Source organism: Rhizobium mulingense (assembly GCF_029194105.1).
Classification (GTDB): domain Bacteria; phylum Pseudomonadota; class Alphaproteobacteria; order Rhizobiales; family Rhizobiaceae; genus Rhizobium; species Rhizobium mulingense.
Genome location: NZ_JARFVE010000003.1, coordinates 380223 through 399359, shown reverse-complemented (window position 1 = coordinate 399359; position 19137 = coordinate 380223). Strand labels below are relative to the sequence as shown.

Annotated in this window: 19 protein-coding genes; 10 read left to right on the top strand and 9 right to left on the bottom strand. The window is 61.8% G+C overall.

Features of this window, described 5'->3' with window-relative positions; genetic code table 11:
* Nucleotides 1-49: 49 nt before the first annotated feature.
* The 5 genes from PYR71_RS06780 (at nucleotide 50) to PYR71_RS06760 (ending at nucleotide 4781) form a co-directional block, all read left to right on the top strand.
* Nucleotides 50-502 carry a (2Fe-2S)-binding protein gene (locus PYR71_RS06780; protein WP_275618731.1) on the top strand — a complete coding sequence of 151 codons (453 nt, stop codon included), beginning with the start codon at nucleotides 50-52 and terminating at the stop codon, nucleotides 500-502.
* Between the two features lie 14 nt (nucleotides 503-516).
* Nucleotides 517-2673 (top strand): xanthine dehydrogenase family protein molybdopterin-binding subunit, encoded by a 2157-nt coding sequence (locus PYR71_RS06775; protein ID WP_275618730.1) that lies wholly within the window; start codon nucleotides 517-519, stop codon nucleotides 2671-2673.
* A 6-nt stretch (nucleotides 2674-2679) separates the two neighbouring features.
* On the top strand, nucleotides 2680-3054 hold the full coding sequence (locus tag PYR71_RS06770; protein WP_275618729.1) for a c-type cytochrome: 375 nt from the start codon (nucleotides 2680-2682) through the stop codon (nucleotides 3052-3054).
* 105 nt (nucleotides 3055-3159) lie between these two features.
* Complete coding sequence (locus PYR71_RS06765) at nucleotides 3160-4131, top strand: XdhC family protein (protein WP_275618728.1); 972 nt, start codon at nucleotides 3160-3162, stop codon at nucleotides 4129-4131.
* Complete coding sequence (locus PYR71_RS06760; RefSeq protein WP_275618727.1) at nucleotides 4128-4781, top strand: nucleotidyltransferase family protein; 654 nt, start codon at nucleotides 4128-4130, stop codon at nucleotides 4779-4781. Before PYR71_RS06765 ends, PYR71_RS06760 begins: the two co-directional genes overlap by 4 nt.
* A gap of 59 nt (nucleotides 4782-4840) precedes the next feature.
* Here PYR71_RS06760 and PYR71_RS06755 read toward each other — a convergent pair whose 3' ends face one another.
* On the bottom strand, nucleotides 4841-5743 hold the full coding sequence (locus tag PYR71_RS06755; RefSeq protein WP_077995004.1) for a LysR family transcriptional regulator: 903 nt from the start codon (nucleotides 5741-5743) through the stop codon (nucleotides 4841-4843).
* 211 nt (nucleotides 5744-5954) lie between these two features.
* A complete protein-coding gene (locus PYR71_RS06750; RefSeq protein ID WP_275618726.1) occupies nucleotides 5955-6686 on the bottom strand; it encodes a phosphatase PAP2 family protein in 732 nt (243 codons plus the stop codon).
* Nucleotides 6687-6876: 190 nt separating this feature from the next.
* Here PYR71_RS06750 and PYR71_RS06745 point away from each other — a divergent pair, with 190 nt between their 5' ends.
* A complete protein-coding gene (locus PYR71_RS06745) occupies nucleotides 6877-7419 on the top strand; it encodes a hypothetical protein (RefSeq protein ID WP_275618725.1) in 543 nt (180 codons plus the stop codon).
* A 10-nt stretch (nucleotides 7420-7429) separates the two neighbouring features.
* Here PYR71_RS06745 and PYR71_RS06740 read toward each other — a convergent pair whose 3' ends face one another.
* From PYR71_RS06740 to PYR71_RS06720, 5 genes are all read right to left on the bottom strand, one after another.
* The gene (locus PYR71_RS06740; RefSeq protein ID WP_275618724.1) at nucleotides 7430-8920 is read right to left on the bottom strand and encodes an HAL/PAL/TAL family ammonia-lyase; all 1491 of its coding nucleotides are present in this window, start codon (nucleotides 8918-8920) and stop codon (nucleotides 7430-7432) included.
* Entirely contained in the window at nucleotides 8917-9693 is a 777-nt protein-coding gene (locus PYR71_RS06735; protein ID WP_011427938.1) for an ABC transporter ATP-binding protein, read from the bottom strand. Before PYR71_RS06735 ends, PYR71_RS06740 begins: the two co-directional genes overlap by 4 nt.
* 25 nt (nucleotides 9694-9718) lie before the next feature.
* Nucleotides 9719-10423, bottom strand: coding sequence for an ABC transporter permease (locus PYR71_RS06730; protein WP_275618723.1), 705 nt, complete (start codon nucleotides 10421-10423; stop codon nucleotides 9719-9721).
* A gap of 10 nt (nucleotides 10424-10433) precedes the next feature.
* A complete protein-coding gene (locus tag PYR71_RS06725) occupies nucleotides 10434-11159 on the bottom strand; it encodes an ABC transporter permease (protein ID WP_183918967.1) in 726 nt (241 codons plus the stop codon).
* A gap of 105 nt (nucleotides 11160-11264) precedes the next feature.
* The gene (locus tag PYR71_RS06720; RefSeq protein WP_275618722.1) at nucleotides 11265-12107 is read right to left on the bottom strand and encodes a transporter substrate-binding domain-containing protein; all 843 of its coding nucleotides are present in this window, start codon (nucleotides 12105-12107) and stop codon (nucleotides 11265-11267) included.
* Between the two features lie 190 nt (nucleotides 12108-12297).
* Here PYR71_RS06720 and hutC (PYR71_RS06715) point away from each other — a divergent pair, with 190 nt between their 5' ends.
* Nucleotides 12298-13053: a histidine utilization transcriptional repressor HutC gene (gene hutC / locus PYR71_RS06715; protein WP_275618721.1), complete on the top strand. Its 756-nt coding sequence runs from the start codon at nucleotides 12298-12300 to the stop codon at nucleotides 13051-13053.
* A 27-nt stretch (nucleotides 13054-13080) separates the two neighbouring features.
* Here hutC (PYR71_RS06715) and hutC (PYR71_RS06710) read toward each other — a convergent pair whose 3' ends face one another.
* Both hutC (PYR71_RS06710) and PYR71_RS06705 read right to left on the bottom strand, forming a co-directional pair.
* The gene (hutC, locus tag PYR71_RS06710) at nucleotides 13081-13803 is read right to left on the bottom strand and encodes a histidine utilization transcriptional repressor HutC (protein ID WP_275618720.1); all 723 of its coding nucleotides are present in this window, start codon (nucleotides 13801-13803) and stop codon (nucleotides 13081-13083) included.
* 61 nt (nucleotides 13804-13864) lie between these two features.
* Nucleotides 13865-15211 carry a formimidoylglutamate deiminase gene (locus PYR71_RS06705; RefSeq protein ID WP_275618719.1) on the bottom strand — a complete coding sequence of 449 codons (1347 nt, stop codon included), beginning with the start codon at nucleotides 15209-15211 and terminating at the stop codon, nucleotides 13865-13867.
* A gap of 122 nt (nucleotides 15212-15333) precedes the next feature.
* Here PYR71_RS06705 and hutI point away from each other — a divergent pair, with 122 nt between their 5' ends.
* The 3 genes from hutI (at nucleotide 15334) to hutG (ending at nucleotide 19115) form a co-directional block, all read left to right on the top strand.
* Nucleotides 15334-16596: an imidazolonepropionase gene (gene hutI / locus PYR71_RS06700; protein ID WP_275618718.1), complete on the top strand. Its 1263-nt coding sequence runs from the start codon at nucleotides 15334-15336 to the stop codon at nucleotides 16594-16596.
* Nucleotides 16593-18128, top strand: a complete 1536-nt coding sequence (hutH, locus tag PYR71_RS06695; RefSeq protein ID WP_275618717.1) for a histidine ammonia-lyase — start codon at nucleotides 16593-16595, stop codon at nucleotides 18126-18128. Before hutI ends, hutH begins: the two co-directional genes overlap by 4 nt.
* Before the next feature lie 183 nt (nucleotides 18129-18311).
* A complete protein-coding gene (gene hutG / locus PYR71_RS06690; protein WP_275618716.1) occupies nucleotides 18312-19115 on the top strand; it encodes an N-formylglutamate deformylase in 804 nt (267 codons plus the stop codon).
* Nucleotides 19116-19137 lie beyond the last annotated feature (22 nt).

The window sequence follows — 19137 nt, the reverse complement described above, 5'->3', positions numbered from 1 at the left end:
GATGATCCAGCCATCTTTCGCCAGCAAGAGGTGAAGCCGGAGCACGCGTATGACATTTTCGATCCAAATCAACGGACGCACCCACTCGGTCGATGTGGACGGCGACACCCCACTATTGTGGGTTTTGCGTGATGTGCTCGGCATGACCGGCACCAAGTTTGGGTGCGGCCAAGCACTTTGTGGCGCGTGCACTGTTCACGTCGACGGTGCTCCGACACGTTCATGTATCACTTCGATAGACATGGTGGGAGACAGCCAGGTCACGACGATCGAAGCTTTGGATACGCTTGCCCACGGCAAGGCACTTCAGGAGGCCTGGATTGGGCTTGAGGTTCCACAATGCGGTTACTGTCAGTCAGGGCAGCTGATGTCCGCCGCCGCGCTGCTGGCCGAGAACCCGAGACCGACCGACGAGGACATCAATAACGCCATGTCGGGAAATGTCTGCCGCTGCGGGACCTATAAGCGCATTCGCGCCGCCATTAAACAGGCAAGCGCGTGAGGGGAGAGAAGATCATGTCTAACAGCACTCTCGGCTCTCGATTGGATCGGCGCCAATTCCTCAAGGCCAGTGTTGCAATGAGTGGCGGTCTCGTGGTCAATCTCACTCTCGGTCCTGCTGTTGCCTTGGGTGGGGGCGATTTTGTTCCCAACGCGTTCATTCGTATCAACCGCGAAGGAACGGTCACACTTGTCATGCCGCAAGTGGAAATGGGCCAGGGTATCTACACCGCACAGGCAATGTTGCTCGCCGAAGAACTTGAAGTCGCGCTTGAAGCTGTAAAGCTTGAGCCTGCGCCCGTTAACGAGGCTCTCTACGGCCATCCAATGCTCCGGCGTCAAATGACGGGCGGCTCCACGTCAATACGCGCGTTCTGGACGCCCTTGCGCATGGCCGGAGCTACCGCCCGAGCCTTGCTCATCCAGGCAGCTGCCAAGGAGTGGAATACTGATCCCGCAAACTGCCATGCACAAGATGGCTACGTTATCGACAAGAGCGTAGCGCGAAGACTGGCCTACGGGCACCTCGTCGATATTGCCGCGTCACTTCCTGCGCCTTCATCGGACACCGTAAAACTCAAGGCTCCCCGCGAATTCAGGCTCCTGGGAACCGCTGCAAAGCGGCTGGATACACCTGGCAAGGTCAACGGATCTCTCAAGTACGGGATCGACGCTTTTCCCAATGGCACGAAGATCGCGGCGATTTCCATCTCGCCCGTTCTCGGTGGGGAGCCGAAGTCCCTCGACGAACAGGCTGCGCTCCAGGTCAAGGGCGTGCGACAGGTGGTGCTCACTGACAGCGCGGTCGCGATCTTGGCCGATCATACGGGAGCGGCCAGAAAGGGGCTGGAAGCGGCGGCGATCGAGTGGGACGACGGTCCGAATGCTCAGGTGTCCAGCGCTGACATTATACGAGACCTGGATCAGGAATCCCTCAAACCCGGGGCCGTAGCGCGTAGCGAAGGGGACGTGGCGAAGGGACTGGACAACGCGGTGACGCGGATCGAGGCCGTCTATCAACTGCCCTTTCTTTCCCATGCGGCGATGGAACCGATGAACTGTACCGTACACGTCCGTGAGGACGCTTGCGAAATATGGGTCGGAACTCAGAATCTTTCCGCGGCCAAACAGGCGGCCGCCACGGTTACCGGACTGGCGCCCGAAAAGATCATCATCAACAATCACATTGTCGGCGGCGGGTTCGGCCGTCGCCTCGAAGTCGACGGCATCATCCATGCTGTCAAGGTGGCAATGCAGGTTAAAGGCCCGGTGAAGGTCATCTGGAGTCGCGAGGAAGATATCCAGCACGGCTATTACCGGCCGTACTACTATGATCGAATGTCAGGGGGGATCGATGCCCACGGAAACCCAGTCGCTTGGAAGCATCGCGTTTCCGGATCTTCGATCTTCGCTCGAATTGCGCCAGGCGCAATGCAGAACGGCGTTGATCCCGATGGGGTGGAAGGGGCGGCCCATCCTCCCTACAAGCTCCCTGCGATATTAGTCGAATTCAAGCAGGTTGAACCCCAGGGCGTTCTCACGAGCTGGTGGCGCGGTGTCGGCCCCTCGCACAACGTGTTTGTGGTGGAGAGCTTCATTGACGAGCTTGCCGCCGCCGCCAAGGCCGATCCGGTTGGGTACCGCAAAAAGCTGCTTACCGAAAACCCGCGTGCGCTAACAGTGCTGGAGTTGGCCGCGGAGAAGGCTGAGTGGGGCAAACCAGTGCCGAGCCGGCGGGGCCGTGGGGTTGCCGTGCAATTCGCATTCGGCACTTACCTTGCAATGATTGCCGACGCCACTGTGGGAGTGGACGGCACCGTCCGGGTTTCACGCATCGTCACAGCTGTGGACTGCGGTTTGACCGTGAATCCGGATACGATCGCGGCGCAGATGGAAGGCGGCGCCCTCTATGGTCTGACGGCGGCTCTCTACGGTGCTATCACGCTGAAGGACGGTCGTGTTGAACAGAGCAATTTCGACAACTACCCGCCGCTGCGCATCGAAGAAGCGCCCCACGTCGAAACTCACATCGTTCCAAGCGTCGAGCCCCCGGGCGGAATAGGCGAAGCAGCGACCTCGGCAGTGTTCCCGGCGGTCACCAATGCTATCTTCGCGGCTGTCGGCAAGCGGGTGCGGACACTTCCGGTCAATACCGATGAGTTGAAGGCCTAGATTGTCATGCATGTTCTGAGCATCCTCATTTCAGTGTCGATCATTAATCTCGCCTGCCCTGCTACAGTGCTCGCGGAAGGAGATGCCGCTCGTGGCAAGCAGCTCTTCAGCCGGTGCGCAGCTTGCCATTCGATCGAAGGGCAATACAAATCCGGACCCGCCTTGAATGGCGTCTTCGGCAGAAAAGCCGGCGCTGTGGAAGGCTATCGCTATTCGACAGCCCTCTTGAATTCGGCCGTCGTCTGGAGTGATGAAACGCTCGATGCCTTCTTGTCGGGACCTTCCAAAATGCTGCGGGGCACACGCATGACGACGAGTGTTTTGAGCGAGGCCGATCGTGCGGACATCTTAGCGTATCTCAAGACACTTCCCGCTCGGTGAGGTTTAAACTTCGCTACCGCAAACAAGCTCCCAGCTCGATCTGCTTTCAAGGAAGGATGCAACGTGCACATGGCCGCTACAAGTTGGGCATATCCCGAGTGGCCCATGTTTGGACTTAAGGAAGACGCGTTGCAGTTTGCGCTCTCGAACTTGACCGGCGGGAGAAAAATTGCGCTCGCTACCATCATCCATTCCGATGGAGGAGGGCCACGCCCTGCGGGCACCCAGATGGCTTTTACGGATCACCGGATGACGGGGTTTCTATCCGGCGGATGTATAGAGGCGGATGTCGCCCTTCATGCCAGGGCAGCGCTTCTTAATGGACAGCCGCGGAGGTTGATTTATGGGCGAGGTAGCCCTTTCAGCGACATCCAACTTCAGTGCGGAGCCTCTATCACCATTGCGGTAGAGCGCGTTCTCCCCTCGGATCCCGTCGTTCATACCCTCCTTGACGCGATAGCGAGGCGAGAGGAAGTGATCTGGATTTCCGATGGCAGGTCCAGGACAACTACTCCATGTCAGAGTCCGTCGTTTCAGTTGGTAGGCGTCGAACAAAGGCAGTTGGAGTCGCGGCAAGCAGGTCGGATCGACGCTGAGCGCTATTGGGTGCGATACCGCCCGCAAACAAGACTTATCGTCATAGGATCGGATCCGACCGCCCTCGCAATCGCGCAACTTGCAAAAGAAGCCGAATTCGAGGTCGTTTTCGTGCGGCCGCTAGGACCGAAATCACCACCCCCTATCGCGCCCCATCTCTATCGCACGACGAACCCACAGAAAGTGTTCGAAGAGTTCCGGCTTGATCATCGGACAGCTGTCATTTTTGCCAATCACGACTTCGAGGCCAGCAGAGAAGACGTGGCCAGAGCGCTCAGGTCGAAAGCCGGTTACGTTGGCATGGTGGGGGCCGAGAGGCAGCGCCCTGCGAAAGACAGGTGGTTAAGGGAGTTCGGGCTGAGCGAGGCAGAAATTGCCAAGTTCAGATCGCCCGTTGGGCTGCCCGTCGGCAGATCAAGTCCCTTCGCCATTGCCGTTTCGGTCATTGCGGAAGTTCTCCGCGCGATGAACGACAGTTGAAGGCTGGCCTGCCTTTGGTGGAGGGGTCACAGGGTTCTCAAAACATCGAGGTGTCGATCATTCTGCTCTGCGCCGGCAGATCAACGCGCATGGGTGACAATCATCGGCACAAGCTCTTATCGGAATTCAATGGTGTATCGCTCGTTCGCAGGTCCGCGAGCGTCGCACGCGCGAGCCAAGCCTCGACCGTCTTTGCGGTCACCGGTCACCGCCGTCTCGAGATAGAAGCCGAGCTCGAAGGCGTCGATGTAACCGTGGTATTCAACCCGTATTTCGGATCCGGCATCGCAAGCTCGATCATAGCGGGTTGGCAGGCCGCCCATGCGGGCGGGGCCGACGGATTCCTGATCATGCTCGCGGACATGCCGTTCATCTCGGGCTTGGACCTCGATCGATTGATCGCTGTCTTCAAAGACGCTGGAGGACGTGCGATCGTGCAGGGTGCCGGGCAAGGAAGACCAGGCAATCCGGTGATCCTGCCAAGATCGCTGCACCAGGGGATCTTAGAACTGCAGGGAGACCGCGGCGCCCGCGGGATCATCGGGCATTCCAAACTTGCTCGCATCCAAGTTGATATCGGGCAAGGTGCGCATATTGACGTTGACACTCCCGAGGCCATCGTTGCCGCAGGCGGCATGCTCAACGCCTGACCTCACGACTTCGGCAAACAGCTGCGTCGTTCGAGGTTTTTCGCTGGAGTTCAGGTGAGCTACAAGCGTCTCAGTTCGGAACACGTGTCAATGAATGCACGGAGCTTAGGCTGGTTTTGCTTTGTCTTGGTAAAGTATAGAAACAGCCCGTCACTTCCCGGCGAATAGTCGAGCAAGACCGGTTCAAGCTGCCCGTTCGCGAGCTCTCGTGATGCGTGGAAGGTCGATGAATAGATCAGGCTCAAGCCTTGCGACGCAATTTTCCGCATGAGCTCCCCGTCGTTCACTGTAATGGGTCCGTTCGGCTCTATGCTGACATTTTGTCCATTTTCGATGAACTCCCACCGGTAGACGTCGCCCTTCTCCGGCCGACGAAATCGGACACATTGGTGTTTGATAAGGTCACTGGGTACCGAAGGACGACCATTTTCTCTGAAATAGTCAGGTGACCCGAACACCGCCCATTTAAACGACGGTGAAAGCCTCACCGCTATCATCTCCTTGGCGATATATGATCCGATCAAGATGCCGGCATCATACCCACTGGCAACTATGTCGCCGTGCAAATTGCTTACCGTGATATCGACCTTTACGTTCGGCCACGCTTTGCGAAAAGCGGGCAGGATCGGCTCTATCACATGGGGTAATGCGAGGCGCTCGACGATGAGCTTCAGGGTACCGGACGGTTCGTTGGAAGACTGAACCGCATCCCCCAAACTTGTCTCGATCAGTTGCGCCGCAGGGGCTATTTTTGCGAGCAAAGCTTCCCCCGCCTCCGTCAACGCAATGCGGCGGGTGGTGCGGTAGAAGAGGGGGACTCCGAGACGCCGCTCGAGCTTCTGCAGCGCTTGGCTGATAGCGCCGGGCGTCACTTCAAGCTCGAGCGCAGCTTTCCGAACACTCTGACGCTTTGCGACAGCCAGAAACTCGGACACACCATCGAATGTCTTTTCGCGACCCATGCCGTCCCTTTTGTTGGCGTTTGTTCACGGGCACCCTCAAGGAACAACCAGATTCTCTATTAGTGCTATTAGCCATTAGGATGCAAATCTAAACAATCGCCATTGTGGCTGCATATTTCTCGCAGCACCAGGCATCATTAAAAGGTAAAGGCTCCCCTTTTTGGTTCGTACAATTAATCGGCCGTGGGGCCCACCATTCTGGTAACATGCGCTAGTGGCTGACGCCATTTGAAGTGCCGTCGTCAGGGGCACGGCTCGGGACAAATCTCTTCGAGATCAGCCAGCAGCCAAGCGCCCACAGCGCACCCGCGCACCACCCGGCGAAGACGTCCGTGGGGTAGTGGACGCCGAGATAGATCCGGCTCAAGCCGATGATGACGGCGAGGAAAACGCCTGCGGCCAGGACGAAGATCCGCGTCGAGCGGTAACGCTGCGTGCGGGCCAAAAGTGCGCCGAGCGTCAGGTAGGTGACCGCCGAAACCATCGCATGACCTGAGGGAAAACTGAGGTCGCTCACCTCGACGAGATGCGGCACGACATCCGGACGCGGCCTGGCGATCAGGATTTTCAGCGTCGTGCTCGCCAGCCATCCTGTTAGCACCGAGGAAAAGATGAAGAGCGCGATCGGCCAACGGCGGTCGAGAAGGAGATAGATGGTGATGAGCCCCGTCAACAGCGAGAGAACGGTGACGCCGCCGAGACTGGTGATGTCGTCGACGGCATGCGTCAGCCAGGCGGGACCGATCGGCACGGCGAGATCGTTCGCCCGCCGCAGCGCCAGCAGGATCGTCTCGTCGAAACGAAAGGTTTCGCCTTCGAGCACCTCGCTCGTCAGCCGCTGCAGCACGAACAGCCCGCCGGCGATCGATGCCATGGTAATCAATGTCAGCGGCTCATATGCGCCGAGTCTCGCCCAAAATCCGCGTCGTTGAACCTCGCTCATCCCTGAGTTCGAACTCCCTTCTGATCATGCCGTTCCCCGCCAGATCGGCAAGGTGAGCCGCAAATTCAAGACCTTGCGACATTTGAGGCGTGTTTATAAAGGCATGCGCCGTCCATCCCCGAGGCTCGGTAGCAAAAGCTCAACCTTCTTTTGCTATCGCTGGAGCGATTGACCTGGAGAGGTTTCGGCGATGAAAATTCTGACCGCGATGGTTCTGATGGCAGCCGTCCTGCCCCCAGTCTCAGCCTTCGGCGAGACCGAATGGATGGGCGGCGCGAGACAATGGTCGGTCGGTTTTGCCAGCGAACATCCTGCCTACTGCCGGCTGGTGTGGGACAGCGAACTGGGCAAGACGATGGAATTCCGTCAGAGCGCCACCGAAACCTTCTGGCTGGTCTCGAAGAATACATGGGACATTCCGGCCGGCACCACGACCGAGGTGACGCTGACCGATCGGGCGGCAACCAAAGTGGTCGCCGCCGAATTCTTCGACAAGACCACGCTTCGCCTCTGGCCGATGGGCAGCAAGGGAAGCGCGGGACTGAAGAAGATCATCAAGAATTCCTTTGCCGGAACGCCTGACGTTCAATTGACCTTTGCCGGCGACGAAGGCGACTGGACGCTGCCGCTTTCGCGGGTGGACCAGCTCTATCCGACCTTCGCTCAGTGCCTCAAACGGCTCGAGGCCAGCGGGCCGGCCAAGCAGGAATCGGCAACGAGTAAACCCTTCTGACAGCCCTCGCCTAGATAGCCGCGGGCGCGGTCTCGCGGATCAGGCTGCGCACGGCCTCGATATCACCGTTCAGCGGCCGCTCGTCGTCATAATGGGAGATGCGCTGCCGCACTGCCCGGTAGAGGATATCCGTGCCCGCTGCCCGCGGCGCCGTCGCCGCGAGGAAATCATGCGCCTGGGCCGCGGCCATCAGCTCGATCGCCAGGATATATTCGGCATTGTCGATGACGGCGTGCAGCTTGCCGGCGGCGGCTGTCGGATGGGCGAGGAAATCCTCCTGCAGACCGGAGGTCAGGCCACCGTCCAGGGCTGCCGGCGCGGCGAGCCGGCGGTTTTCGTTGCTGAGCGCGGCGGCGGTATATTGGGCAATCATGAAGCCGGAGTGACTGCCGGCATCGCTTGCCAGGAACGGCGGCAAGCCGCTCACCAGCGGATTGACCAGCCGGTCCATGCGACGTTCGCTGATCGCGCCGATCTGCGCCACCGCAATAGCGAGGCTGTCGGCGGCCTGCCCGAGCGCCGGGGCGACCGCATGCGCCTCGGAGGAGACGACAGGCTGTTCCGGCGTGCCTGACACAGCCGGGTTGTCCGTGACCGAGGCAAGTTCCTGATCGGTGATGCGGGCGGAATTGTCGAAGACATCGCGGGCGGCGCCATGGGCATGCGGCACCGAGCGAAGGCTGAGCGCATCCTGCGTGCGCCGGCCGAAGGCGGCGGCGACGAGGCCGCTGCCGGCAAGGCGTGCGCGGAGCGCGGCGCCGACCTTTTCAATTCCCGTCGACGGGCGCAACGCCAGCACCGCCTCGTCGAAGGCGGCGATCTGGCAGCCTGCCGCTTCCAGCGTCAGCGCCGCGATGGCATCGGCCCAGTCGAGCAGCCGTTCGGCGCGCGAAAGTGCCGTGGCGGTGAGCCCGGTGGCGCAGGCCGTCCCGTTGACGAGGCTCAAGCCCTCCTTGGCGCCGAGCAGCAACGGCTGCAGGCCGATCGCCGCCAGCGCCTCGCGGCCGATCATGCGCCGACCGGCCACAGTGGCGCTGCCTTCGCCGATCAGAATGAGCGCGGTGTGGGCATTGTGGGTGAGATAACCGGCCGAGCCTTTCGACGGCACATCGGGAATGCAATCATGCTCCAGCAAGGCTGTGAGATGCGCAACGATCTCGCGGCGCACGCCGGAATGACCATGGGCAAAATTGGCGATTTGGGCGGCGATGATGGCGCGCACTTCGCGCCCGGCCAGCAGCGGCCCGACGCCGCAGGCATGGCTGAGCACGATGCTGCGCGACAACAGGCTCTGCGAGGCCCGGTCGACGACGGTATCGGCGAGCGCGCCGACGCCGGTATTGACGCCATAGGCGCGCAGGCCGGTCTCGACGATGCGCTCGACGATACGGCTTGCCTGTTCGATGCGCGCCCAGGCGGCCGCCGACAGTGCAAGTGCTTCGCCCGCCCCGACGCGCGCGACGTCGCGCCAGGTCAGCATTTGATCGATGACGACCGTCATTGCCCTGTTCCGAAATGGCCGATGAACTGGCGGAAGGCCGGCGAGGCGCCGCTGCCGAACATCTCGTCCGGCTTGCCGCTGCTTTCGACCAATCCTTCGCGCATGAAGACGACGCGGTTGGAGACATTACGGGCAAAGCTCATCTCGTGGGTGACGACGAGCATGGTCATGCCCTCCTCGGCGAGCGCGCGCATGACGCGCAGCACCTCGCCGACGAGTTCCGGATCGAGCGCCGAGGTCGGCTCGTCGAAGAGCATCACCTTCGGTTTCATCGCCAGAGCGCGGGCGATTGCGGCGCGCTGCTGCTGGCCGCCGGAGAGATGGGCGGGATAGGCATGGCGTTTGTCTGCGATCCCAACTTTTTCGAGCAGCGCCTCGGCCTCGGCGATGCAGTCGGCCCGCGGCCGCTTCAGCACGTGGATCGGCCCTTCGATGACGTTCTGCAGGATCGTCATGTGGGACCAGAGATTGAAGGATTGGAACACCATGCCGAGTTCGGAGCGGATATGGTCGACCTGCTTCTGGCTGGCCGGCCTTGTCTTGCCGTTCTTGTGAACCATCTCGATATGCTCGCCGTCGACCCAGATCTCGCCGTCGCTTGCGGTTTCGAGCAGGTTGATGCAGCGCAGAAAGGTCGATTTGCCGGAGCCGGAGGCGCCGAGCAGCGAAATCACGTCCCCATCCTCGGCATCGAGGGAAATGCCGCGCAGCACTTCGTGCGTGCCGAAGCTCTTGCGGATATTGCGGACCGAAAGTCGGGTTACGCCTGGCATGGTTGCTCCAATCAGGTCAAATCGCTTACGCCTTCAGCGGCTGCGGGGCCGCGCGGCGGTGTCGGGACAGCGAATATTCCAGCAGGGCCATGCCCTGCAGGATGATGAAGTTGAGGACGAGATAGATGATCGCCGCGCAGAGGAAGACTTCCATCGTGCGGTAGGTCTGCGAGATCAGGCGCTGGGCGACGCCGGTAACCTCCCAGACGGTGACGAGGCTGGCGAGCGCCGTCGATTTCATCATCAGCACGATCTCGGTGGAATAGGCCGGCAGCGCATGGCGGAAGGCGATCGGTGCCAGGATGCGCCGCACCATCAGGAAGCCGGACATGCCGATCGAGCGCGCCGCCTCGATCTCCTTCGGCGAAACGGCGCGGATGCCGCCGCGAAAAATTTCCGCCGTGTAGCCGGCGGTGCAGAGCGCCAGCGACAGCACGGCGCAGACCATCGGCTCGCGCAGGAACGGCCAGAGGAAGGAATAGCGGATGACGCCGAACTGGCCGAGGCCGTAAAAGACGAGGAACATCTGGATCAAGAGCGGCGAGCCACGGAAGACGAAGATATAGCCCTTGGCGAAACCCGATAGATAGCGGTTGCCGCTGACCCGCATCGTGACGATGACGAGCGCCAGCGGGCCCCCGAAGAAGATCGACAGTGAAAACAGGATCAGCGTCGTCGGCACGGCTTTCAGCAGCGTCACCATGGTCGAGGCGAGAAAGGTGAAATCCATCATCGCCTCCTTACGCCTGGCCCATGGCGGAGGCCGGCATGCTGCGATTGGCGCGGCGCTCCGCGCCGTTGAAGATACGGTCAGAAAGGCTGGTCAGGATCAGGTAGAGACAGCCGCCGACGATGAAAAACAGGAAATATTGCCGGGTCGAACCCGCCGCGACCTGGCTGGTGCGCATCAGCTCGGCAAGACCGGTGACCGACACCAGCGCCGAATCCTTGAGGCTGAGCTGCCAGACATTGCCGAGGCCGGGAATGGCGAAGCGAAGCACCTGCGGGATGATGATGCGGCGGAAGCGCATGCCGCGGTGCATACCGATCGCCGAAGCGGCTTCGAGCTCACCCTTGGCGATCGCCAGATAAGCGCCGCGGAACACCTCCGCCTGATAGGAGCCGGAGATGATGCCGACGGCAAGCGCCCCGGCGGCGAAGGAGGGCAGGCCGAGGAAACCCTCGTAGCCCATAGCCTTGCCGATCGAGGTGACGGCCGAAGAGCCGCCGAAATAGATGAGATAGATGATCAGCAGTTCCGGCACGCCGCGAAAGACGGTGGTATAGACATTGCCGAAGGCGACGAGAAGAGGATTGCCGGAAAGCTTCGCACCCGCCACGATGGCGCCGAGCACCGCGCCGATTGCAAGCGCCGTCGCGGTGACGGCCAGCGTCATCAAGGCAGCGAGAATGAGCAGCGCGCCCCATCCCGTCGAGCCGAAGCCAAGCAGTTCCAAGCTTGCCATAGCGTCCGTTCCCCGTCCGTGGCAGTGTTTTGTCGATCGAGAATAACACGCGGTCTCCGGCGATAAAGCCGGAGACCGGCGCCTGCGGCCAAACAGCCGAAGCGCTTACTGCTGCGGGCTGACGTCGACCTTGAACCACTTCATCGAAAGGTCCTTGACGGTGCCATCGGCAAGCGCCGACTTGATCGCCACGTTGAACTTGTCGCGCAGGTCGGTATCGGCCTTGCGGATGCCGAGACCCTCGCCCTCGCCCCAGATCGGTCCGATGATCTCAGGGCCGGTGAAGTCGAGCGCGCCGTTGGCGGCCTGGAAGGCATTGGCGAAATAGACGGCGTCATCGAAGCCGAGGTCGATGCGGCCGTTCTGCAGGTCGAGGTCGCGGTCGGCGCCGGTCTTGTACTCGCGGATCTCGGCAATGTCGCCGAAATTGTCATAGACGAATTTGGCATAGACGGTCGCCGCCTGAATGCCGATCGTCTTGCCTTTGAAGGCCTCCTTCAGCGCGTCGATCTCCTTCACGCCGGTCTGGCCGGGGGTCATCTTGATCGTGGCGCCGGTGCCGGCGGCTTTCGCCAGCGGGCTATCCTTGGCGGTGGCGAAGGCGGCAGGCGTCGCGGCATAGGGAACGGTAAAATCGATGACCTGCTTGCGCTCGTCGGTGATCGACAGCGCATCCATGATGACGTCGAACTTGCCGGCGTTGAGAGCCGGGATCATGCCGTCCCAATCGGAGGCAACAAGCGTGCATTCGATCTTGGCGCGTTCGCAAAGCACCTTGGCGAGTTCCGGCTCGAAGCCGCCGAGCGTGCCGTCGGCATTGGTGAGGTTCCACGGCGCATAGGCGCCTTCAAGCGTGATGGTCGCCTTCGTCCAGTCCTTGGCAAAGGCGGGTGCTGCGAAGGCGGAAAGAGCGGCGACGCCGCAAAGCAGGATTGTGCTGAATTTCATTGATGAATTCTCCTCTGAAGTTGAAACAGACCTTGCGCACCGCCGATCTCCGCCGGCTTGCCCTTTCCGTCCTATTTCTGCAAGGAGGACTGATTGGGAGGTTGTATATGGTACCATATGAGAAATTTTGTGATATGCAAGAGGAAAGTCGATTATGTGGCAAATTGCATCCGTGCATAAGGAATAGGCAATGAAGCGTTCCGGCGAGATGAAGCGCGACCTGGTTGGGAATGACAGCACGCCGCTTTATGCAGGCGTCAAGCAGGTCATTCTCGATCGGATCCACAGTGGCGAATGGCCGCCAAAGTACCGCGTGCCGTCGGAAAACGAGCTGGTCGTCGAACTCGGTGTCAGCAAGATGACCGCCAATCGGGCGCTGCGCGAACTCGCCAATGAAGGCGAGCTCGTCCGCATCCAAGGCGTCGGTTCTTTCGTCGCCGAGCGCAAGGGCTATTCGGCGCTGTTCGAGGTGCGCAACATTGCCGAGGAGATTGCCAAACGCGGCCATATCCATGAGGCCTCCGTCGTCATTCTGGCCCAGGAAACCGCCTCTCCCGAGATCGCCGACGCCTTGGAGCTGGCAATCGGCGCTCCCGTTTTCCACTCGCTGATCGTCCACAGCGAAAACGGCGTTCCGGTGCAGATCGAGGACCGGTTCGTCCATCCGGAGGCCGCTCCCGAATATCTCGAGCAGGATTTCACGACGCTGACGCCGAACGCCTATCTGACGGCGGCCGCCCCGCTCAGCGGCTCCGAGCACGTCGTCGAGGCGGCAATGCCGCAGGCCTGGGAATGCAAGCTCCTGACCATCCTGAAGAGCGAGCCCTGCCTGACGATCCGCCGGCGCACCTGGTCGGCAAAACAGGTGGTCTCGACCGCCCGCCTCGTCTATCCCGGCTATCGCTACCGGCTCGAGGCGCGCAGCGGCAAGATGTTCGAAGAGTAAAAACACCTGCCACCTTGTATATGGAACCTATTGTGACGCCGGCGTGAACCGTGCCACCAGCGCGTGGCGATCGCCCGGATAGGTGAAGCGGACATGGGTCACCGGACCGGCGCCGCTCCAGGTGCGGCGCTCGACCACCAGGCAGGCGGCGTTGCGGGCGATGTCGAGGGCCGCCGCCACCTCGGCATTGGCGGAGACGGCGTGGATCCTGTGCTCGGCGGCGCTCCACGGCACCTGGTTGAGTAGCCAGGGCCCCGGCGCCATCGTGAGGAAATCGGCATCGGCCGCCTCCGGGACGGTCGCAAGACTGATCAGCCGCTCTTCCAGGCAGAAAGGACGTGCGCCGGCATTGTGGATGCAGACGACCTCGACGACCGAGGAAGCGACCGGCAGTTCCAACCGGCGGCTGTCTTCCGCCTTGGCCTTGCGGCTCGTCTTCTTCGACACTGCGTAGGAATAGGGCAGGTTCAGCGACTGCACCTCGGCCTTGATGTCGTGGATTTCGAGAACCGCCGATTGCGCCTGCGGCTGGGTGACGAAGCTGCCGGATTTCTTGCGGCGCTCGATCAAGCCGGCCTTGGCGAGCTGGGTCAGCACCTTGTTCACCGTCATGCGCGAGACATCATACTGGGTGGCTAGATCGATCTCGAAGGGAATGCGATGCCCCGGCGGCCATTCGCCCGAGACGATACGGCCCTCGATGTCGCCCAGGATGCGCTGATGCAAGGTAGGATCCCTGCTTTGATTCATCGCCACGTTCCGATTTGGTTTCCCGATCTAGATCGAATGTTCCACCGTGAAAAGTGCTTTTTCAGGCAGCCAGCAACTCACCCATCGCAGCAAGGAAGCGACGGTCGATGGCGTCACGCTTGAAATGGCGACCGCCTTCCACCTGCTTGCGGCCACGCGCCCAGACACAATCGACGGAGACGCCTCCGGCAAACAGCCAGTGATCGAGGATCTGGTCGCCGGAAAGATAAGGAACGGCCGTGACATCGAGCGAAACGAGATCGGCATGATGGCCTTCGGCGAGAACGGCCGGGGCTTTGAGCGCCTCCCCGCCGCCGGCGAGCGCCTGGCTGAACAGCGCAAGCGCCGTCGAACCGCCGGGCGCTGCAACGACGTTGCGGGCGCGCAGCGCCAGACGTTGCGAATATTCGAGCTGGCGCAGTTCCTCCGACAGCGAGATCCGCACGTTGGAATCCGAACCAATGCCGTACCGCCCACCCTCTTCCACGAAAAGCGGCGCGGCAAAAGCGCCGTCGCCGAGATTGGCTTCGGTGATCGGGCAGAGACCGGCGATCGCACCGGTTTTTGCCATCCGCCGCGTCTCATCCTCGGTCATATGCGTCGCATGGATCAGGCACCAGCGCTTATCCACAGGCATATGATCCAGCAGCCATTGCACGGGCCGCGCTCCCGACCAGGCGATGCAGTCCTCGACCTCCTTCACCTGCTCGGCGACATGGATATGGATCGGGCCGTCGCCTGCCATCGGCACAAGCTTCATCAATTCCTCCGGTGTTGCGGCGCGCAGGCTGTGCGGCGCGAGCCCGAGCTCGGCGCCGTCGAGCCGGCCGGTCACGCCGCGGCATCCCTCCATCAGCCTTTCGAAGCTTTCGAGCGAATTGATGAAGCGCCGCTGGCCGTCGATCGGCGCCGCGCCACCGAAACCGGAATGGGCATAGAAGACCGGTAGCAGGGTCAGACCGATTCCGGTCTGCTGGCTCGCCGCACCAATGCGTTCGGCAAGCTCGGCGATATTGGCATAGGCCGCGCCATCCCTGTCGTGGTGGAGATAGTGGAATTCGCCGACACGGGAAAAGCCTGCCTCCAGCATCTCCGCATAAAGCTTGGCCGCAACCGCCTCGACATGCTCCGGCGTCATCGCCAGCGCGAACTTGTACATGACCGTGCGCCAGCTCCAGAAGCTGTCGCTGGCCGGACCGCGCACTTCGGCAAGACCGGCCATCGCCCTTTGGAAGGCATGGCTGTGCAGATTGCCCATGGCCGGAACGATCAGAGCATGGCGCTCATCGCCGGGCGCGGCGGCAACGCCGGCCTCGACTCGCGCAATGCGCCCGGCATCGAGCGTCAGCCGCACGTCCTTCTGCCAGCCTTGCGGCGTCAGGGCCGTGCCTGCGTGAATTGTGGTCATGACCTTTTCTCCCCTTCTGCCGCGCCGCCGATCTTTCTTTTCCAGAAGAGCGCGCAAAATTTCTCTTGTCACCTGCTTATTATGTATATACATGTTTCAGCATAAGGAAAGGCGCAAAGCTGATGACCGGGAACAATTTTTCTGAAGGAACCCCATCCGCTGAGACCAGGCCGGTGCTGTGGCGCAACGCGCGGCTGGCGACGCTCCCCGCCGATCGTCCGGGGCTCGGCATCGTCGAGAAGGGCGCCGTGCTCACCGAAAACGGCCTCATCGCCTTTGCTGGCGCCGAAAGCGAGCTGGCGGCATCAGCCATCGAACATTCCGAAATCGTTGATCTCGAAGGCCGTTGGGTAACGCCCGGCCTCGTCGACTGCCACACCCATATTGTTCACGGCGGCAATCGCGCCCGCGAGTTCGAGATGCGGCTTGAAGGCGCGACCTATGAGGAAATCGCACGAGCGGGCGGCGGCATCGTCTCCTCCGTTCAGGCGACCAATGCGCTGTCGGTCGAGGAACTCGTCGCCGAGGCGCTGCCGAGGCTCGATACGCTGCTTGCCGAAGGCGTGACCACGGTCGAGATCAAATCCGGCTATGGCCTCAACCGGAGCGGCGAAGTGAAGATGCTGCAGAGCGCCCGTCTGCTCGGCCATATCAGGCCGGTCCGTGTCGCCACCAGCTATCTCGGCGCCCATGCAACGCCGGTGGAATATAAGGGCCGCAACGGCGACTATCTCGACGATGTCGTGCTGCCCGGCCTCGACGACATGTATAATCTCGGCCTTGCCGATGCGGTCGACGGCTTTTGCGAGGGCATCGCCTTTTCAACGGCAGAGATCGCTCGGGTCTTCGACAAGGCCAAGGCGCTGGGCCTGCCGGTCAAGCTGCATGCCGAGCAGCTTTCCAATCTCGGCGGCGCCAAACTTGCTGCCAGCTATGGGGCGCTATCGGCCGATCATTTGGAATATCTCGACGCCGAAGGCGTTGCCGCGATGGCTGCCTCTGGCACTGTTGCCGTTCTCCTGCCCGGCGCCTTCTACGCCATCCATGAGAAGCAGAAGCCGCCTGTGGAGGCACTGCGCCAGGCCGGCGTGCCGATCGCCATCGCTACCGACTGCAATCCCGGCACCTCGCCGCTCACCTCGATGCTGCTCACCATGAACATGTCGGCGACGCTGTTCGGCCTCACTGTCGAGGAATGCATCGCCGGCGCCACCCGCGAAGGCGCGCGCGCGCTCGGGCTGCTCAGCGAGACAGGAACGATTGAAGCCGGCAAATCGGCCGATCTTGCCGTATGGAATGTCGAAAGCCTCGCCGAGCTCGTCTACCGCATCGGCTTCAACCCGCTTCATACACGCGTCTTCAAAGGCGAAAGGAACGGTCGATGACTATCACGCTCCACCCGGGCTCCGTCTCTCTCAGGGATCTGGAAACCATCTATTGGACCGGGGAGCCGGCAAGGCTTGCCCCCTCTTTCGACGCCGGCATCGCCAAGGCTGCCGCCCGCATCGCCGAGATCGCCGCCGGCAACGCGCCGGTCTATGGCATCAATACCGGCTTTGGAAAACTCGCCTCGATCAAGATCGACAGCGCCGACGTCGCCACGCTGCAGCGCAATCTCATCCTGTCGCATTGCTGCGGTATCGGCGCGCCGCTGCCGGAGAACATCGTCCGGCTGACCATGGCGCTGAAGCTGGTCTCGCTCGGCCGCGGCGCCTCCGGCGTGCGGCTGGAGCTGGTACGGCTGATCGAAGGCATGCTTGAAAAGGGCGTCATCCCGCTGATCCCGGAAAAGGGCTCGGTCGGCGCCTCCGGCGATCTTGCGCCGCTCGCCCATATGGCGGCCGTGATGATAGGCGAGGCCGAAGCCTTCTTCGCCGGCGAACGTCTTTCGGGCGCCACAGCGCTCGAAAGGGCCGGGCTGAAACCTGTCGTGCTCGCCGCCAAGGAAGGCCTGGCGCTGATCAACGGCACGCAGACGTCGACGGCGCTCGCGCTCGCCGGCCTTTTCCGCGCGCATCGCGCCGCACGGTCGGCGCTCATCACCGGCGCCATGTCGACCGATGCGGCGATGGGCTCCTCCGCGCCTTTCCATTCCGATATCCACACATTGCGCGGCCACAGGGGACAGATCGACACCGCGGCCGCGCTTCGCGCCCTACTCGAAAGCTCCGTCATCCGCCAGAGCCATATCGAGGGCGATGAGCGCGTTCAGGATCCCTATTGCATCCGTTGCCAACCGCAGGTCGACGGCGCCTGCCTCGATCTCTTGCGTTCGGTTGCCCGCACCCTCGAAATCGAAGCCAACGCCGTCACGGATAATCCGCTGGTTCTGTCGGACAATTCCGTCGTCTCGGGCGGCAATTTCCACGCCGAACCCGTCGCCTTCGCCGCCGATCAGATCGCCCTTGCCGTCTGCGAGATCGGCGCCATCTCGCAGCGCCGCATCGCATTGCTGGTCGATCCCACGCTTTCCTACGGTCTGCCGGCCTTCCTCGCCAAGAAGCCGGGCCTGAATTCCGGCCTGATGATCGCCGAAGTGACCTCGGCAGCGCTGATGTCCGAGAACAAGCAGATGTCGCACCCGGCCTCGGTCGATTCGACCCCGACCTCGGCCAACCAGGAAGACCATGTCTCGATGGCCTGCCACGGCGCCCGGCGCCTTCTGCAGATGACCGAAAACCTGTTCGGCATCATCGGCATCGAGGCGCTGACCGCCGCGCAAGGCGTTGAACAGCGCGCACCGCTGTCGACGAGTCCGGAACTTTTGAAGGCGATCGCCGCTATCCGCAGCCAAGTGCCGAGCCTCGAGAGCGACCGTTACATGGCGGGCGACCTCGCCGCCGCCGCTGAACTGGTGGCAACAGGGGCGCTGAACGCCTCGGTTTCATCCGGCATCTTGCCGGTTCTGGAGGGCTGAAATGATAGTGAAGAAGAAAGTCCCCTCCGCAACCCCTCCCCACAAGGGAGAGGGGCTTAACCTGCGGCCCTCGCCGTATTCACTCTTGAGCGTAGCATATGCAGCCGGCTTGTTGTTTTGCGAGCCGGTGCCACAGCTTAGCCCCTCCCCCTTGTGGGGAGGGGTTGGGGAGGGGTTTTTGCCATGACCACACCATACGAAATTCATCGGGGCACCTCCGCCGTCATCCTCGCTTTCCCCCATACCGGCACCGAGGTCCCGCCCGCGATCTACGATCGTCTCAACGACAATGGCCGGATCCTCGCCGATACCGACTGGCACGTCCACCGGCTCTATGACGGGCTGCTCGATGACGCCACGACCGTGCGCGCCACCTTCCACCGCTATGTGATCGACGCCAACCGCGATCCCGCCGGCGTCAGCCTCTACCCCGGCCAGAACACCACCGGCCTCGTTCCGGAAACGGATTTCGACGGCAAGCCGATCTGGAAGGATGGGCAGGCGCCTGACGAAGCCGATATCGCGGCGCGGCTGAGTGATTTTCATGCGCCCTATCATGCCGCCCTTGCCGCCGAGATCGAGCGTGTCAGATCAATCCATGGTGTGGCGATCCTCTATGATTGCCACTCGATCCGCTCGCATATTCCCTTCCTCTTCGAAGGCAAGCTGCCGGATTTCAATATCGGCACCGATATGAGCCGGACATGCGACGGCGCCATAGAGCAGGCAACGCTCACCGTTGTCGAAGCCGCAGAAGGCTATGACAGCGTGCTCAACGGCCGCTTCAAGGGCGGCTGGACGACCCGCCATTATGGCCGGCCCGAAACCGGCGTGCATGCGATTCAGATGGAGCTCGCGCAGTCGACTCATCTTGAGACCGAGGCACCACCCTTTGCCTACGACACCGCGAAGGCGGACAGGCTTCGCGTCCATCTCAGAGACATTCTGGTGCGCATCGAGCAGATCGCACCGGGCCTGAAACGATAACGATCACTCGACAGGGGAACCG

Excerpts from the sequence above, each read along its gene's own strand:
- PYR71_RS06780 (WP_275618731.1), top strand. The coding sequence starts at position 50 with ATGACATTTTCGATCCAAATCAACGGACGCACCCACTCGGTCGATGTG.
- PYR71_RS06775 (WP_275618730.1), top strand. The coding sequence starts at position 517 with ATGTCTAACAGCACTCTCGGCTCTCGATTGGATCGGCGCCAATTCCTC.
- PYR71_RS06770 (WP_275618729.1), top strand. The coding sequence starts at position 2,680 with ATGCATGTTCTGAGCATCCTCATTTCAGTGTCGATCATTAATCTCGCC.
- PYR71_RS06765 (WP_275618728.1), top strand. The coding sequence starts at position 3,160 with ATGTTTGGACTTAAGGAAGACGCGTTGCAGTTTGCGCTCTCGAACTTG.
- PYR71_RS06755 (WP_077995004.1), bottom strand. The coding sequence starts at position 5,743 with ATGGGTCGCGAAAAGACATTCGATGGTGTGTCCGAGTTTCTGGCTGTC.
- PYR71_RS06750 (WP_275618726.1), bottom strand. The coding sequence starts at position 6,686 with ATGAGCGAGGTTCAACGACGCGGATTTTGGGCGAGACTCGGCGCATAT.
- PYR71_RS06745 (WP_275618725.1), top strand. The coding sequence starts at position 6,877 with ATGAAAATTCTGACCGCGATGGTTCTGATGGCAGCCGTCCTGCCCCCA.
- PYR71_RS06740 (WP_275618724.1), bottom strand. The coding sequence starts at position 8,920 with ATGACGGTCGTCATCGATCAAATGCTGACCTGGCGCGACGTCGCGCGC.
- PYR71_RS06735 (WP_011427938.1), bottom strand. The coding sequence starts at position 9,693 with ATGCCAGGCGTAACCCGACTTTCGGTCCGCAATATCCGCAAGAGCTTC.
- PYR71_RS06730 (WP_275618723.1), bottom strand. The coding sequence starts at position 10,423 with ATGGATTTCACCTTTCTCGCCTCGACCATGGTGACGCTGCTGAAAGCC.
- PYR71_RS06725 (WP_183918967.1), bottom strand. The coding sequence starts at position 11,159 with ATGGCAAGCTTGGAACTGCTTGGCTTCGGCTCGACGGGATGGGGCGCG.
- PYR71_RS06720 (WP_275618722.1), bottom strand. The coding sequence starts at position 12,107 with ATGAAATTCAGCACAATCCTGCTTTGCGGCGTCGCCGCTCTTTCCGCC.
- hutC (WP_275618721.1), top strand. The coding sequence starts at position 12,298 with ATGAAGCGTTCCGGCGAGATGAAGCGCGACCTGGTTGGGAATGACAGC.
- hutC (WP_275618720.1), bottom strand. The coding sequence starts at position 13,803 with ATGAATCAAAGCAGGGATCCTACCTTGCATCAGCGCATCCTGGGCGAC.
- PYR71_RS06705 (WP_275618719.1), bottom strand. The coding sequence starts at position 15,211 with ATGACCACAATTCACGCAGGCACGGCCCTGACGCCGCAAGGCTGGCAG.
- hutI (WP_275618718.1), top strand. The coding sequence starts at position 15,334 with ATGACCGGGAACAATTTTTCTGAAGGAACCCCATCCGCTGAGACCAGG.
- hutH (WP_275618717.1), top strand. The coding sequence starts at position 16,593 with ATGACTATCACGCTCCACCCGGGCTCCGTCTCTCTCAGGGATCTGGAA.
- hutG (WP_275618716.1), top strand. The coding sequence starts at position 18,312 with ATGACCACACCATACGAAATTCATCGGGGCACCTCCGCCGTCATCCTC.